Below are 14,230 nucleotides of genomic sequence, written 5' to 3' on the forward strand. Positions count from 1 at the left end.
ATTGACTTTATTAAATTAACTTGTTATAATTTTTTAGAAGTTATGACAAGGCAAAGGGGCCGGAACTCACAAAAGTTCTGGCCCCTTTTTGCCCTTTAAGCAACTTACTCATATAAGGGAAATATGTATAAACCAATCTAAGGAGGAAAAAATTATGTCATATGTGGATGAAGTCTATGACAGAGTCGTAAGCCAGAACCCAGGGGAAGCCGAATTTCATCAGGCCGTAAAAGAGGTTCTTGATTCTTTAAGGCTTGTCATTGATGCCAATGAAGAGAAATACCGCAAGATGGGTCTTTTAGAGCGTCTTGTGGAGCCGGAAAGAATCATTTCCTTCCGCGTGCCGTGGGTGGATGACAATGGGCAGGTACAGGTGAACAAAGCATACCGTGTCCAGTTTAACAGCGCCATCGGACCGTATAAGGGAGGTCTGCGCCTTCATCCTTCTGTAAACCAGGGAATCTTAAAATTCCTGGGCTTTGAGCAGGTATTCAAAAATTCTCTGACAGGTCTTCCTATCGGCGGCGGTAAAGGTGGTTCCAACTTTGATCCCAAAGGAAAATCAGACAGAGAGGTTATGGCTTTCTGCCAGAGCTTTATGACTGAGCTGTCCAGATACATTGGTGCAGATCAGGATGTTCCTGCCGGTGATATCGGTGTGGGAGCAAGGGAAATCGGATTTTTATACGGTCAGTATAAGAGGCTGACAGGCTTATATGAAGGAGTTCTTACGGGCAAGGGCTTAACCTATGGCGGTTCTCTGGCACGCACCCAGGCTACCGGATATGGTCTTGTATATATTCTTGATGAGATGTTAAAGCATAACGGCAAGGAGCTGGCTGGTAAGAATGTGGTCATTTCCGGTTCCGGAAACGTAGCCATCTATGCTACAGAGAAGGTGCACCAATTAGGCGGTAAGGTTATCGCATTAAGTGATTCCAACGGTTATATCTATGACAAAGACGGCATTGATCTTAACCTGGTTAAGGAAATTAAGGAAGTACGCCGGGGACGCATCAGGGAATATGCCAATGCGCTTCCAACGGCTGTTTATACAGAAGGAACGGGCATCTGGAGTATTCCATGTGACATCGCTCTTCCATGCGCAACACAGAATGAATTAAACCTTGATGATGCAAAAATGCTGAGAGCAAACGGATGTTTTGCGGTTGCTGAGGGCGCTAACATGCCGTCTACCAGAGAAGCAACGGATTTCTTCCTGGAAAGCGGAATGCTCTTCATGCCGGGCAAGGCAGCTAACGCAGGCGGAGTTGCAACTTCTGCCCTGGAGATGAGCCAGAACAGCCAGAGGCTTTCCTGGACCTTTGATGAGGTAGATGAAAGGCTTCACAGAATCATGGTGGACATTTACGCAAAGGCAGCTTCAGCTGCAGAGCGTTACGGCGTAAAAGGTAATTATGTGACGGGTGCAAACATCGCCGGCTTTGAAAAGGTTGTTGAAGCCATGACGGCACAGGGAATCGTATAAGAAAATCAGGGGTCTGTGCCCATTAAGAGGGAACGGGCCCCAATTTTTAAAATAAGAAAATTGTGCTGGCATTATCATGATTTATGGTATATAATAAACGATAAGGCTTGAGGCGGAGTAATCTTCGCCTTATTGTTTTCTCGGTATTATTTACTTAATGAAGGCAGGCATAGCGCAGCTTGAGTTTAGTAAATCAGCCGTTCGATGAGCCAGGGCGAATCGAACTTCTTTTATATTATTAGAAAGCAGGTGATGATCCTATGCATAAATTCTTAAGAACCATTGGTTTCAGCCTATATCAGAAAGACAAGGAAATAGATAAGTTATTGGATAAGCTCTGTGAAGATTTGTCAGGCTTGAAACGGATTCAGATTGACGAGGAATCCAATCTTTGCGAGCTTCGCAGGGAAGTGGCTCCAGGTATGGGGATTGCTATCTTTGGAGAGATGGACCGGGAAGGAAACTTTCAAAGAAGTTACTATTATCCGTATTTGAAAAGCAATGATATGACATCAGACGTAGCCTGTTCCATCCAGCGCCATACGGAACGAGAGACTTACGCCGGCCTTATGGATGAATATAAGGTAGGGATTTCACTCATATTCTATATAGACAATTCCTTTGAGTGCAGGGAACGGATCATTGATCATCACCCTATGGATACTAAGGACGTCTGCCTTACCGGGCTTGCGGTAAGCGGAAAGGTTCTGCTTCCCATTCAGAAGACAGAAACACAGAGAGAAAAGGCCAGAGTGGCGGCAAAGGACCGTAATACGCTTTTGGAAGCGGCAAAGAACGGCGATGAAGACGCCATGGAGACCCTTACCATTGAGGATATTGATTTATATTCCCAGGCTTCCAGAAGGGTGATGAAGGAGGATTTATACTCTATCATTGATTCCTGCTTTATGCCCTGCGGTGTGGAATGTGACCAGTACTCCATTATCGGAGAGATCATTAAGATAGAAGAAAAGAAGAACCAGATCACCGATGAAGAGGTTTACGATTTCACCTTGGAATGCAGTGACCTTACTTTCCATGTGGCAATTGCCAAAAAGGATCTGACTGGAACTCCTGAAATCGGACGCAGATTCAAGGGACAGATATGGATGCAGGGAACCGTGAATTTTGCGGAGCAGGTGGAATAAGTACAAAATTGTCTTGACGAAACGTCGGATTATGAATATAATAGTAGACGGACCGTAAAGGAATGCAGAGGAGAACAGCGATTCTGCCGTCTCTTTACCGTTTCATATAGGCGTTTCCGTAGCTCAGCAGGATAGAGCGTCCGCCTCCTAAGCGGAAGGCCAGCGGTTCAAATCCGCTCGGGAACATAAAAAAAGACATGGTTTTCCTTTTAAGGGGAAGCTATGTCTTTTTTACAGCAAGATATCTTATAATTGTCGATTTATCGTACTTCACACAGGTAAATTCGAATTGAAGTACAGATAACACAATGAATTATTATTAATCAGTATTCAATCAGAAACATAATCTTTTTGCTTTTGCCTACAGTCTGGGCGCCGGTAGTTATTACCGGCGCTATTTTAAAAAATCTGAAGTTATGAAAGCATGATGAGGTATTTACCCAGAAAACGGCGGAATTAGTTGCACCGGTTCAGGATTTAAACCAGCACATTAAGGAAAGTCTTTTCCTTTCATTCATCACATGATAAGATAATCATGTATAAAAACACTTAAGAGAAAGGATACATGAGTATGAGTAAAGTATGGAAAGTAAAGGTTGATGAAAAGAATTATGAGATCAAGCTGAAGGGGAGTAAGGTTCTTGTGAATAATGAAGAAAAAAAGCTGAAGGACTTCCTTGTTAAGCGAGAGTGGTTTCAGACTGCTTATGCCATAGATGTTGGCACTAAAAAGGCTTCGTTGATTGTAAGTTCCCTGATTGGGGGAACTAAGCTGGTCATTGACGGGAAAGACTGTGCAACCGGTGAAGCATATGTTCCTGTTAATATCCCTAAATGGGCATATATTTTTATGGCATTGCACTCGATAAATCTTATAAATGGTCTTTTGGGAGCATTGATCGGTATAATCGGCTGTTCTGCTACTGTTTCTATTTCTTCCAACAAAAAAATCCATATAGCCGCAAGAGTGGCCCTGGATATTGTGGTGCTGATTTTGACTTATGTTTTGGTCTTTGGAATTGGATTTGCATTAGCACAGTTATAAGGAAGGAAAGATAAAAATGAACATATTTAAGGAACTTATATTATCTCTTTACGATTTTAAAAGCTTTAAGGAATTTATAAAAAATAAACGCAGCAAGGTTTTTTTTGCAGGAGTTGTTCTTATGGTCATATATTTTTCCCTGACCATGATTGTTCCCTTTATAAGATTTCAGTTTAAAACAGGCGGATTTGTAAAAATCATAGATGATTATATTCCTGATTTTGAGTTGAAGGACGGCACTCTTTGGGTTGAGAAGCCTATCGAATACGAAACAGACGGTACATATATTTATATAGATACGGCTCCGGATACCTCTTTTTATGATGTGGATGAGATCGGGGAATATATTTCAGATTATTATCAGGTAGTCCTGATGGATTCGGAAAAGGTTATTGTAAAGAATAAAGGTGAAATTATGGGAAGATACTTTTCCGAATTTGACATGGATTTCAGCAGGGAGACGCTTCAGCAATGGGTACCGAATGCTTATCTGATTGTAACAGCTTTTATGGTTCTGGCATTTATATTCATGACGGCGTTGTTTTTCTTTGGAGTACTGGTCGTTGCCCTTATTGGGATGATAGTTGCCTCCTGCATGAAATACCGTCTGACCTTTGGACAGTTGTATCAAATGGGGGTCTATGCCAGAACGCTGCCTTTATTGATTAAGGCAATTATGTCCTTTCTGCCGTTTTCCATACCAATGTTCGGGATCATTAATTTTGGACTTTCCGTGTTATATATTGTACTTGCCATTCAGAAGATGAAGGAGTCTGATCTGCAAAAAACCATGGAATTTGTTTCAGAACAAGGGGATTATTTCAGATAAATGCAAGACAGGGAATACTATGAACTTCTAGTAATTCGCAGTATCCTGTCTCACATCTTCGCAAAACGATATAAATGGTAAACCACATTTCCAGTGAATCATGGCCACCCGGCAAATTGGTGGTCATGATTTCGTGATTTAATAAGTTCCATTGTGATCAAATAAAAAAGTGCATCCCTGAGGACGCACCTTATGCAATATAATATCACAAACAAAATTATAAGTCTACTCTTTTTATTTTTCTCATGTTATAGTTCAATCATTGAATTATATGGGAGGAAAACAATTATGAATACTGGCTGGACGCTAGATATTAAAAACATGGCGTGGGTTGAAGATACGGAGAATCAGGTGGATTTTCTTATCCGAACCATGAGTTTAACCGGAAAAGAGCGGATTTTAGATTTGGCATGCGGTTATGGCAGGCATGCGCTGTCTTTTGCCAAAAGGGGATTTTCTGTTGTTGGTGTAGATTTTACTGATGCTTATATAAAAGACGCAAAAATACATGCCGCCGCATCTGGTCTGTCGGCGGAATTTATCCTGTCTGATATCAGGGATGTTCACTTTTCCGAGGAATTTGATGTGGTGTTGAATTTGGCAGACGGCGCAATTGGATATTTGAATACCGATGAGGAGAATCTCAAAATATTTGATGTGATAGGTCACGCATTAAAGCGTGGCGGCAAGCATTTTATGGATGTATGTAATGCAGAACACGCAGAACAATACTTTCCCAAAAGAGCCTGGGCAGCGGGGGAAAAAGAATTGTCATTATCAGAATTTACATGGGATCAAGAAACACGCAAAATGCGCTTTAACGGATATCAATTACCTTATGGCCAGGTAATACATAAGCCGGAATTAGGAAATAGCGAACCGACTCGGCTTTATTCGATTGAAGAGCTGAAAAATATTCTTGAGACTCGAAATATGAAAATGGAAGCAACGTTCTCTGATTATTACGGCACGGAATCATCACCTAAATATATGCAATTAATGGTATTTTCACAAAAAATATAATCACTTAGTTGAATGTAAAGGTATTGAATAATCCTGGTTGCAAAAGAAGCAAAGGAAAAATTGGATAAAATGACAGAAAAGGAATAGACAGACAATGATAAACAGAGAAGATATGCTGGAGCTGACAAGGCGGATGACCCTTGCCCGGACCTCCTTTACAAGAATTGCAGGATGCTATGTAGATAAGGATGGAGAGTTTGACGGGAGCTTTAATACAAATTTCTTAAAATTATCCCCATCTGAGAGAACCAAAAAACTGAAGCTGGCAAAGGAGATCCCCTTTTCTGCCACGAATGTAAACTTAAAGAAATATGAATTTCCACAAAGCGTGCGAAAACCGGGGAGCATGTGGCAGCTGCTTATGGCGATGAATGAATGCGGATTAAAAAATGATGCTCTGATGGATACGTTTTATGACATTGTTATGGAAAACTACCATACGGATTTGGAGTATGCCATTTTACTTTTCCATGATCGATATGATATTCCGGCAAAGGCATCAGATAAGGAGAGATTGTGGGAATCGGAAGAAGTGTTTGAATATATGATTTGTGCCATCTGCCCGTTAGCAGGGGAGTATGAGCCGGGGAAACCGGAGTGTGGATTCTTATTCCCAGCATTTACTGACAGAAGCGGGGATCTGAATCATATTGATGTATTTCATGCAGATGCGGACCGGCCGCACAAGGAAATCTTGGAGGCATTAGGAATCGGCAGTGCCAGAATTGGCTGTAATTAACGAAAGGACGATCATATAGGATGAAAAAAAGAAAAAAACGGCTATGGAACCGGCGGATCGCCGTTCTGATGTGTGTGGTAGGAATGATGGCAGCCTTGACTGCTTGTTCCGGTAAAGGGGGAATCTCGGCGGATTCCCAAGCAACTGCCGGGGAAACAGTGGCACCGGAGGAATCATCTTCAGGTCAGAATGATACCAGAAGCGAGAAAACAGATGATAACGATCTAAAACAGGAGCAGGAAAATCAAGCTTTGGAAACAGCTTCTGAAAATCATTCCGAACCCATTGAAAAGCAGCTGGATCTTATTTCTGAAAACGTTGCGCTCTGGTGGGGAGATGATGATATTCTTTATGGCCGCTATGGTTATTCCGTTACGGATTTTAATCAGAATGGCCGATTGGAAATTATTGCATCCACCTGCCAGGGAAGCGGCCTTTATACACGCAGTTCTATCTGGGAGGTAAATGAGTCCATGGATGGATTGTTACCGGTTGAAAATAATATATCCGAGGGCGACTCGGAGGCAGATATTATCACAGAATCAGTGCCTGTCTACTATGATGCGGCGGCAAGCCGTTACTATTTTATTTTCGATGATGTAGTACGAGCCGGAGGAGCTGCGTATTATTACAACAAGCGGGCTGTCTGGCTGGAGAATGGATCCATGAAACAGCAATATCTTGCTTCTCAGAGCATGATTTTTTCGGATGGGAGTGACAAGCCGGTGATCACTTCTGAGGATGCTGACGGCCATTCTATTACGGAAGACCAGTACAATGTGATTGCAGATACCTTTTATGGAGATCTGGAAAAGCGGCAGGCCTCCCTCTTCTGGATAGAAGCTGATGATATTTCTGAGGCTGGAGATAAGACGATTGCTGAAATTAGTGGAGAAGCAGTCCGAAAACTCATAAGCAAATCCTGGGATGGGTTTCAGATAAAATAAACCGGGGAAAATAGTTAGATATATAATAGAATCAACAATTAAAGCAGCTCTTAATGCAAAAATGGAGCAGGGGTCAAACACCCCCGTCCCATTCTTGTATTAAGAGCTGTTTTTAATAGCAGGTATCATTCCAATGGTCATTGGGCCGCCTCCTATAAATTAAAAGTCTTCCTAAACTCGCTGGGTGTAATCCCATGAACATCCTGAAAGGCAGCAGCAAATTTAGATGCATTTTTATAGCCGCACAACTCCGAAATATACCGGATACTCAAATGGTCTGCAGATAAAAGCTGCATGGCACGTTTCATTTTTTCCCTGCGGATATAATCATAAAGGGGAATCTGATAAATGTTTTTAAAGCTGAGGCGTAATTTGCTCTCACTCATGTCTGCTATTTTTGTCAATTCTTCCATTGGCGGAACCTGGAGAATGTTTTCGTCAATTTTCAATTTTACTGAGTAAACCTTTTTCTCATTTTCCCACGTCACATAATTTCTGCGGCTGCTCCTCCGATCTGGAGTTACAGGATAGTTTCTGGCGATTGAACATAGCAGATGAAGCACCATTCCTTCAAATGCAAGGAGGGGCATATCCGCATTGCGCACTGCCCAGCGGATTTGTTCTAATACCATCATGGTATTTGGTGAGTTGTAATGTTCCGATTCCCATGCTTTTGCATCTGCAATGCTGATTTTCGGAGGATTGTTTCTTGTTTGTAAAAAGAGCTGTAAAAAATCATCAAAAATTAAAACGCTGGTAAAGCAGTTGTGGATTCCTTTTGGAAAGGTCAAATGAAATGGACTCTGGGGATTAACCAGAACATGGGTCATGGGCGTAAACGTGGTTGATGCTTTGCCTTGCCGGGAATATATCATACTGCCGCAGTCAATACAAAAGATCCACATACATGGTTTTTTCACATCTAAGGTGTGAACAACCTTTTTATCCGGAGTAAACCATGCACTGGAAACAAACAGGCCTTCTGCAGGACATGCTTCAACAATCCAGCCATTGGACCAGTGAGGCGGAAAGTAATATCCCATTCCCGGTCCGTAGGTCCGCTGATCCAGGTTATATTTTTCTCCCATGGCTCCCCATGAGGCGGCTTGATATTCATTCATTGAATAAGGGCTCACTTTCTGATTTCTATTCTCCCAATTATACATGAAAGCAAAAAAGAATACAATGAGACAGTGCTCCAATTTGATTTATTTATACTCCATATTGCTGACCGTAAAAACGAAATACGTTAAAAATCGGCCGAAAACAGCATGTTTGAGCGGTTAAATGAAAAAGGTAACTTCCTGGCAATGGGCACAGGCCATATTGACGTATATTTTTTATTATGCTAGTATTCTGCTTAGTTAGTTAAAACTAACATAAAGCAAAAGAAAGTAAGCTCTTATGCTGAAAAGGGGAACATTATCACAATTTTGAGGAGAATTGATATGAAGAAAATAGGATCCATATGTTGTTTCATGTTTGCGCTTTTATTTACGTTGACCGGATGCAGCAATGCAAGCCGGGAAGGTTCTGAAGTGCCGGACATGCACACAATCAATACAGTTATGGGAGAAATACAAGTGCCGAAAGAGCCCCAGCGGGTAGTTGTGAATTGGTACATAGGAGATGTGCTTTCCTTAGATTTGAATGTGGTGGGATACAATGCCTGGGAGCAGGAAACCATGCCGTTTTATGATAAGTTTTCTTCTGATGCCAAGCTGGAGAACTGGGCTGCAGAAGATATCATGGCGGCTGAACCGGATCTGATTATTACTTATCAGGCAGAGGATTTTGAAAAGTTTGGAAAAATTGCTCCGGTACTTGTCATTCCGGAGGAAAGCGTAAGCTCTGTTGAGCGTCTGAGCATAATTGGAGAGGCTGCAGGAAAAACAAAAGAAGCAGAAGTCTTGACCGAATCCTTTGAGGAAAAGCTTGCCGCAGCAAAGGAAGAGCTGCAAAGCGATAAATACCAGGGGAAAACATTCAGCATTCTGGAAGACTGGGGGCCATCGGGGGATTGGAACGGTGTTGCCTATGAGACTGGTTCCAGAGGCGGAACTTTGGTTTACAACTATCTTGAGCTTAAAAAACCGGAGAAGCTGGAGAAACTGATTAAAGAATCCGGTAACAGCAGAGGGACCCTAAGCTATGAGGTTGCTCATGAATATTTCGGAGATTATATATTATGGTTCCAGCAGGAAGGTAAAGATTCCGAATATGCAAAAACAGATATTTGGAACAGCATTCCTGCTGTTGCAGACGGGCGGATCGCAGAGATTCCGGGAAAGTATCAGGGACTGTTTTACTATTCTGATGTAGCCAGCTTAACTGCACAGTTGGATTATCTTTTGGCTGGGATGCTAAATATGCCTGAGTAACTTGAAAGTTTCCACGGAAAGGAACAGGCTATAATGAAAATTACATCAATAAAGCGGCGGTGGAAGGGCTCCGCCGGCTTTGCTATTTATATGATTCTTGGTTTTGGGCTTTTGCTTTTCATGTCGGCTGCATCCATTTCTTTTGGTGCTGCCGACATGCGCCTTGTTACTGCCTGGGAAGCGGTTTTCCGGTTTGATCCAAATATGACGGAGCATCAGATCATTCAGACACTCCGCCTTCCCCGTACTGTGGCAGATTTAATGGTGGGCTGCAGTCTGGCAATTTGCGGGGCCATCATGCAGGGAACAACAAGGAATCCCCTTGCTGACTCCGGCCTTATGGGGATCAGCTCCGGAGCTACCTTTGCCATGGCGTTTTGTATGGCATTTCTGCCGGGACGCACCTATGGCCAGACCATTTTGTTTTCATGTACAGGGGCTGCGGCTGCAACGGCAATGACTTATTTTATTGCTTCCCTTGGAAAAGGAGGGATGACGCCTCAGCGGCTTGTATTGGCAGGGATTTCTATTTCCATGCTGTTTGGGGCTTTCAGCCAGTTTCTGTCCATTAAATACCATCTGGGTCATGCCCTTGCTTATTGGACAGCAGGAGGAACTGCGGGTGCTAAATGGAGTGAGCTCATGATCATCCTGCCTCTTTTTGCAGCAGGAGTGCTTGCAGCGTTCTGGCTTTCCCCTTCTGTCACTGTGCTGAGTTTAGGAGAGGACGTTGCAACCGGACTGGGGTTAAAGACCAGATTGGTCAAAGGGGTTTCTTCACTGATTGTGCTGGTTCTTACCGGGCTTTCAGTCATTATCGTGGGGCCGGTTGGTTTTGTTGGGCTTATCACGCCTCATATTGTCCGATATATGGTAGGAGTGGATTACCGGTATATCATTCCGGCCTCAGGGCTTTACGGGGCCTTGCTTACGGTTTTTGCCGATTTAATAGGACGGCTGATCAATAAACCTTATGAAACGCCCATTGGTATCATATTTGCTGTGATCGGTGTTCCTTATTTCCTTTATCTTGCAAGAAAGCAAAGGAGGGAATTTGAATGAAAAAACATGGTTATCCGGCAGAACGGGGAAGATTTCTTTTTCTGATGATGTTGATCTTAATGGCAGCAGTGGCAGTGATCAGCATGAACTCCGGAAAAATGAATCTCACTCCCGGAGAAGTTTTTCATGTGATCATAGGAAAAGGCACCCCGCAGCAAAATTTAATTGTTTTAGAATTCCGCCTTCCCCGCATTATTCTGTCAATTCTTGTGGGAGTGGGAATGGGCATTTCCGGCTGTATTATGCAGAGCCTTCTGCGAAATGATATGGCAAGTCCCGGTACCTTAGGAATCAGCTCTGGTTCAGGGCTGTTTGTACTGATTTTTGTGGTATTGTTTTCCGCAAAGACGGTGTCATCTGCAATTTTAATGCCATTGCTTTCTTTTTTTGGAGGAATGACTGCCGCAGGCTTGATTTTTCTGCTTTCCTACAGAAGGGAGAGAGATATCTCTCCTACAGGGCTGATTTTAACAGGCGTTGCGCTGGGAAGCGGGTATGGGGCCTTAACCACACTGCTGACTCTTAAGCTGGATCAGAATCAGATGGACTTTATACAGCGCTGGAGCGCCGGCAGCTTATGGGGAGATGAATGGAGGTATCTTGCCATACTGATTCCATGGACATTGATTTTATGCGGTTATGTATTTTCTAAAGCCCATATTTTAAACATTCTTAACCTTGGAAATGAAACAGCTTCTGGTCTTGGGGTAGCTGTGAAACCGGAATTTATCGGCTTGACCGTAGCAGCAGTAGCACTTTCTTCGGGAAGCGTATCCCTGGGTGGGAACTTCTTTTTCGTAGGAATGATTTCTCCTCACATGGCAAGAAAATTAATGGGGCCAAACCATAAATTGTTCCTTCCTGCCTCCGGGCTTTGCGGTGCAATTATTGTACTGCTTGCAGATACCATAACAAGAACCATCAGCCTTGGGGCGGATGTGCCTACGGGCATCGTAATTACGGCGCTTAGCACACCGTACTTTTTATATCTATTGGCGAAAGCAAATTAAGGAGGACGGTATGAACAGTATCGCGACAAAAGAATTAGACATTGCCTATGACAACGCTCTGATTGTGGAGAATTTAGATATGGTAATTCCTCATAAAAAAATCACTTCCATTATTGGCCCTAACGGATGCGGAAAATCCACAGTGCTGAAAGCGGTGGGGCGTATTCTGAAGCCGAAAAACGGAATGGTTTATTTAAATGGAGGCGATATCTCAACACTTCCCACCAAAGAAATTGCAAAAAAAATGGCGATTTTGCCCCAATCTCCTTCCGCTCCCAGCGGGCTGACAGTAAGTGAACTGGTTGCATATGGACGGTTTCCCCACCAAAACGGGTTTGGAAAACTGACCCCTGAGGATAAAAAAATTGTGAGGTGGGCAATCTCAGCAACCAAGCTTATGGATTTAGAGCATAGGGAAGTAAATACCTTGTCAGGAGGACAGCGTCAAAGAGTCTGGATTGCCATGGCGCTTGCCCAGCAGACAGATCTGATTTTGCTTGACGAACCCACCACTTATCTGGATCTGGCTCATCAGCTGGAAGTGCTGGAGCTTTTGCATGGACTGAACCGCAGCCAGGGCTGTACCATTGCCATGGTTCTTCATGATTTAAATCTGGCGGCCCGTTTTTCTGATTATATGATTGCGGTCCGCGGCGGAAAAGTTATTCAGCACGGCAGTCCGGAAGAAGTAATGGTGCCTGGTGTTTTAAAGGAGACATTTTCCATTGATGCTGAAATTGTCAGGGAACCAAGAACCGGGCGGCCTGTGTGCCTGACCTACGCTCTTTTACATCAGGAACATTTGTACCCAAAGGAGGCGATTTCTGTATGAGAACAGCACTGCGGATATTTCGGGAGGCAAAAATGTACCGGATTCATCTGATACTTGCACTTTTTGCCCTTGTGGTATCTACGGCAGCCGGATTTTATACGCCGTGGGCGTTAAGGGAATTAACCGCACTTGCTACAGAAGGAATCAGTGATTTTCAGGTACAGGCCCTGCGTATCGGGTTATTGCTTCTGTGCGCAGCTACAATTCAGGCGGCAGGAACTTCTGCAGCCGGGTATCTAAATCATTATGCGGCTCTTCATTATGTGGCCGATTTACGTAAACGGCTATACGGGAAACTGCAGCATATGAGCTTAAGCTATTTTCACAAGAGCAGGACAGGTGATCTCACCAGCCGTGTAGTAAATGATGCGCTGGATGCTGAGGTACTTTTGGCACATGTGATTCCGGATTTTGCAGTCAATGTTCTTACATTTACAGGAGTAGGTGTTTTGCTGTTTACGATCAATGGGAAGCTTGCCATGATGAGTCTGGTTACCATACCGTTTTTGCTGGGGATTACCTTGTGGCAGAGCCGCCATGTATCTCCCACATGGAAAGAAAATTCCAGGGTAAGAGGGGAGCTTGCAGGAAAGGTGCAGGACAATCTTTCCGGCATTAAAGAAATTCAGATTTTTAATCAGCAGAGCCATGAGGAACAAACGGTTGCAAAGCTTTCTCTCCGCCACAGTCTGGCGTATCTCCGTGCAAGCTTCTTTTTTGAGACAACCTATCCTTTGCTTGCCTTTGTCACTGCTCTGGGAACGGTGATTGTGGTCGTTTATGGCGGGTACTTAGTGGGAACAGGAGAAGTGGAAATTGCAGACATTGTTGGATTTGTCATGTATCTGTCCATGTTTTATGGTCCTGTAAAAAGTTTTTCCGGCCTTGCAGAAAGGGCGGGAGAAGCAGGAGCCGGATGCAGACGGGTTTTTGATGTTTTTGATGAAATCCCGGAGGTAAAGGAAAAGAAAAATGCAAAAGTCCTTAAAAGGGTTGAAGGTGAAATCGTGCTGAAAGATCTTTCTTTTTTTTATCAGGAAGATATTCCGGTGATGAAACGTATGAACCTGACCATTAAGAAGGGGCAGACAGTGGCTTTGGTGGGGACAACCGGTGTGGGAAAAAGCACCATAGCAAACCTGATCAACCGGTTTTATGACCCACAGGAAGGGGCTGTTATTATCGATGGGGTTGATATCCGGGATGTGACCCTATCCAGTTTACGGGATAATATCTCCATGGTGCTGCAGGACACATTCCTTTTTAATGGAACCGTGTATGAAAATATTGAATATGGCTGGAAGGATGCCAAAAGAGAAGATGTCATCGCAGCAGCAAAGGCAGCAAATGCCCATGATTTCATTGAAAAGATGGAAAACGGATATGATACGTATATAGGAGAACGTGGTGTTTTGCTGTCCGGGGGACAAAGGCAGAGAATTGCCATTGCCCGCGCAATTTTAAGAGATTCTCCAATCCTGATCCTGGATGAGGCAACTTCTGCTCTGGATACGAAAACAGAAAAGGAAATACAGGCGGCTTTGAATGAGATATCAAAGGAGCGCACCACCATAATGATTGCGCACAGGCTTTCTACGACCCGTGAGGCCGATTTGATTGTAGTGCTTGAGGGGACAGGTATAGCGGAGATGGGTACTCATGATGAGCTGATTGCAAAAGGAGGAATTTTTGCCCGTCTCCATGGAGCCCAGGCATCGTAGGGAA

The 14,230-nt window shown here is 43.5% G+C and carries 13 protein-coding genes and 1 tRNA gene; 13 read left to right on the forward strand and 1 reads right to left on the reverse strand.

Annotated elements, in window-relative coordinates; all coding sequences use genetic code 11:
* Positions 1 to 154: 154 nt before the first annotated feature.
* The 8 genes from gdhA (at position 155) to K401_RS0109135 (ending at position 7,220) form a co-directional block, all read left to right on the forward strand.
* Positions 155 to 1,489 carry an NADP-specific glutamate dehydrogenase gene (gene gdhA, locus K401_RS0109100; protein WP_024292658.1) on the forward strand — a complete coding sequence of 445 codons (1,335 nt, stop codon included), beginning with the start codon at positions 155 to 157 and terminating at the stop codon, positions 1,487 to 1,489.
* Positions 1,490 to 1,749: 260 nt separating this feature from the next.
* A complete protein-coding gene (locus K401_RS0109105) occupies positions 1,750 to 2,637 on the forward strand; it encodes a DUF3881 family protein (RefSeq protein WP_024292659.1) in 888 nt (295 codons plus the stop codon).
* Positions 2,638 to 2,749: 112 nt separating this feature from the next.
* Positions 2,750 to 2,823 (forward strand) — tRNA-Arg (locus tag K401_RS0109110).
* Between the two features lie 385 nt (positions 2,824 to 3,208).
* The gene (locus K401_RS0109115; RefSeq protein WP_156882382.1) at positions 3,209 to 3,682 is read left to right on the forward strand and encodes a hypothetical protein; all 474 of its coding nucleotides are present in this window, start codon (positions 3,209 to 3,211) and stop codon (positions 3,680 to 3,682) included.
* 16 nt (positions 3,683 to 3,698) lie between these two features.
* Complete coding sequence (locus K401_RS0109120; RefSeq protein WP_024292661.1) at positions 3,699 to 4,511, forward strand: DUF1189 domain-containing protein; 813 nt, start codon at positions 3,699 to 3,701, stop codon at positions 4,509 to 4,511.
* Between the two features lie 288 nt (positions 4,512 to 4,799).
* A complete protein-coding gene (locus tag K401_RS0109125; protein ID WP_024292662.1) occupies positions 4,800 to 5,534 on the forward strand; it encodes a class I SAM-dependent methyltransferase in 735 nt (244 codons plus the stop codon).
* Positions 5,535 to 5,628: 94 nt separating this feature from the next.
* Complete coding sequence (locus tag K401_RS0109130; protein WP_024292663.1) at positions 5,629 to 6,273, forward strand: DUF4317 family protein; 645 nt, start codon at positions 5,629 to 5,631, stop codon at positions 6,271 to 6,273.
* A gap of 20 nt (positions 6,274 to 6,293) precedes the next feature.
* Positions 6,294 to 7,220: a hypothetical protein gene (locus K401_RS0109135; protein WP_051464016.1), complete on the forward strand. Its 927-nt coding sequence runs from the start codon at positions 6,294 to 6,296 to the stop codon at positions 7,218 to 7,220.
* A gap of 152 nt (positions 7,221 to 7,372) precedes the next feature.
* Here K401_RS0109135 and K401_RS0109140 read toward each other — a convergent pair whose 3' ends face one another.
* Positions 7,373 to 8,341, reverse strand: a complete 969-nt coding sequence (locus K401_RS0109140; protein WP_024292664.1) for a helix-turn-helix transcriptional regulator — start codon at positions 8,339 to 8,341, stop codon at positions 7,373 to 7,375.
* Between the two features lie 327 nt (positions 8,342 to 8,668).
* Between K401_RS0109140 and K401_RS0109145 the strand changes: the two genes are divergently transcribed.
* The 5 genes from K401_RS0109145 to K401_RS0109165 are packed head-to-tail and all read left to right on the forward strand — an operon-like array spanning position 8,669 to position 14,226.
* Positions 8,669 to 9,601 carry an ABC transporter substrate-binding protein gene (locus K401_RS0109145; protein ID WP_024292665.1) on the forward strand — a complete coding sequence of 311 codons (933 nt, stop codon included), beginning with the start codon at positions 8,669 to 8,671 and terminating at the stop codon, positions 9,599 to 9,601.
* 33 nt (positions 9,602 to 9,634) lie between these two features.
* Positions 9,635 to 10,663: a FecCD family ABC transporter permease gene (locus K401_RS0109150; protein WP_024292666.1), complete on the forward strand. Its 1,029-nt coding sequence runs from the start codon at positions 9,635 to 9,637 to the stop codon at positions 10,661 to 10,663.
* The gene (locus K401_RS0109155) at positions 10,660 to 11,673 is read left to right on the forward strand and encodes a FecCD family ABC transporter permease (RefSeq protein ID WP_024292667.1); all 1,014 of its coding nucleotides are present in this window, start codon (positions 10,660 to 10,662) and stop codon (positions 11,671 to 11,673) included. The genes K401_RS0109150 and K401_RS0109155 overlap by 4 nt, the downstream gene beginning before the upstream one ends.
* Positions 11,674 to 11,683: 10 nt before the next feature.
* Positions 11,684 to 12,505, forward strand: a complete 822-nt coding sequence (locus K401_RS0109160; RefSeq protein ID WP_024292668.1) for an ABC transporter ATP-binding protein — start codon at positions 11,684 to 11,686, stop codon at positions 12,503 to 12,505.
* A complete protein-coding gene (locus tag K401_RS0109165) occupies positions 12,502 to 14,226 on the forward strand; it encodes an ABC transporter ATP-binding protein (RefSeq protein WP_024292669.1) in 1,725 nt (574 codons plus the stop codon). The genes K401_RS0109160 and K401_RS0109165 overlap by 4 nt, the downstream gene beginning before the upstream one ends.
* Positions 14,227 to 14,230: the final 4 nt, after the last annotated feature.

Origin of the sequence: Lacrimispora indolis DSM 755, assembly GCF_000526995.1 — a bacterium.
GTDB classification, from domain to species: domain Bacteria; phylum Bacillota; class Clostridia; order Lachnospirales; family Lachnospiraceae; genus Lacrimispora; species Lacrimispora indolis.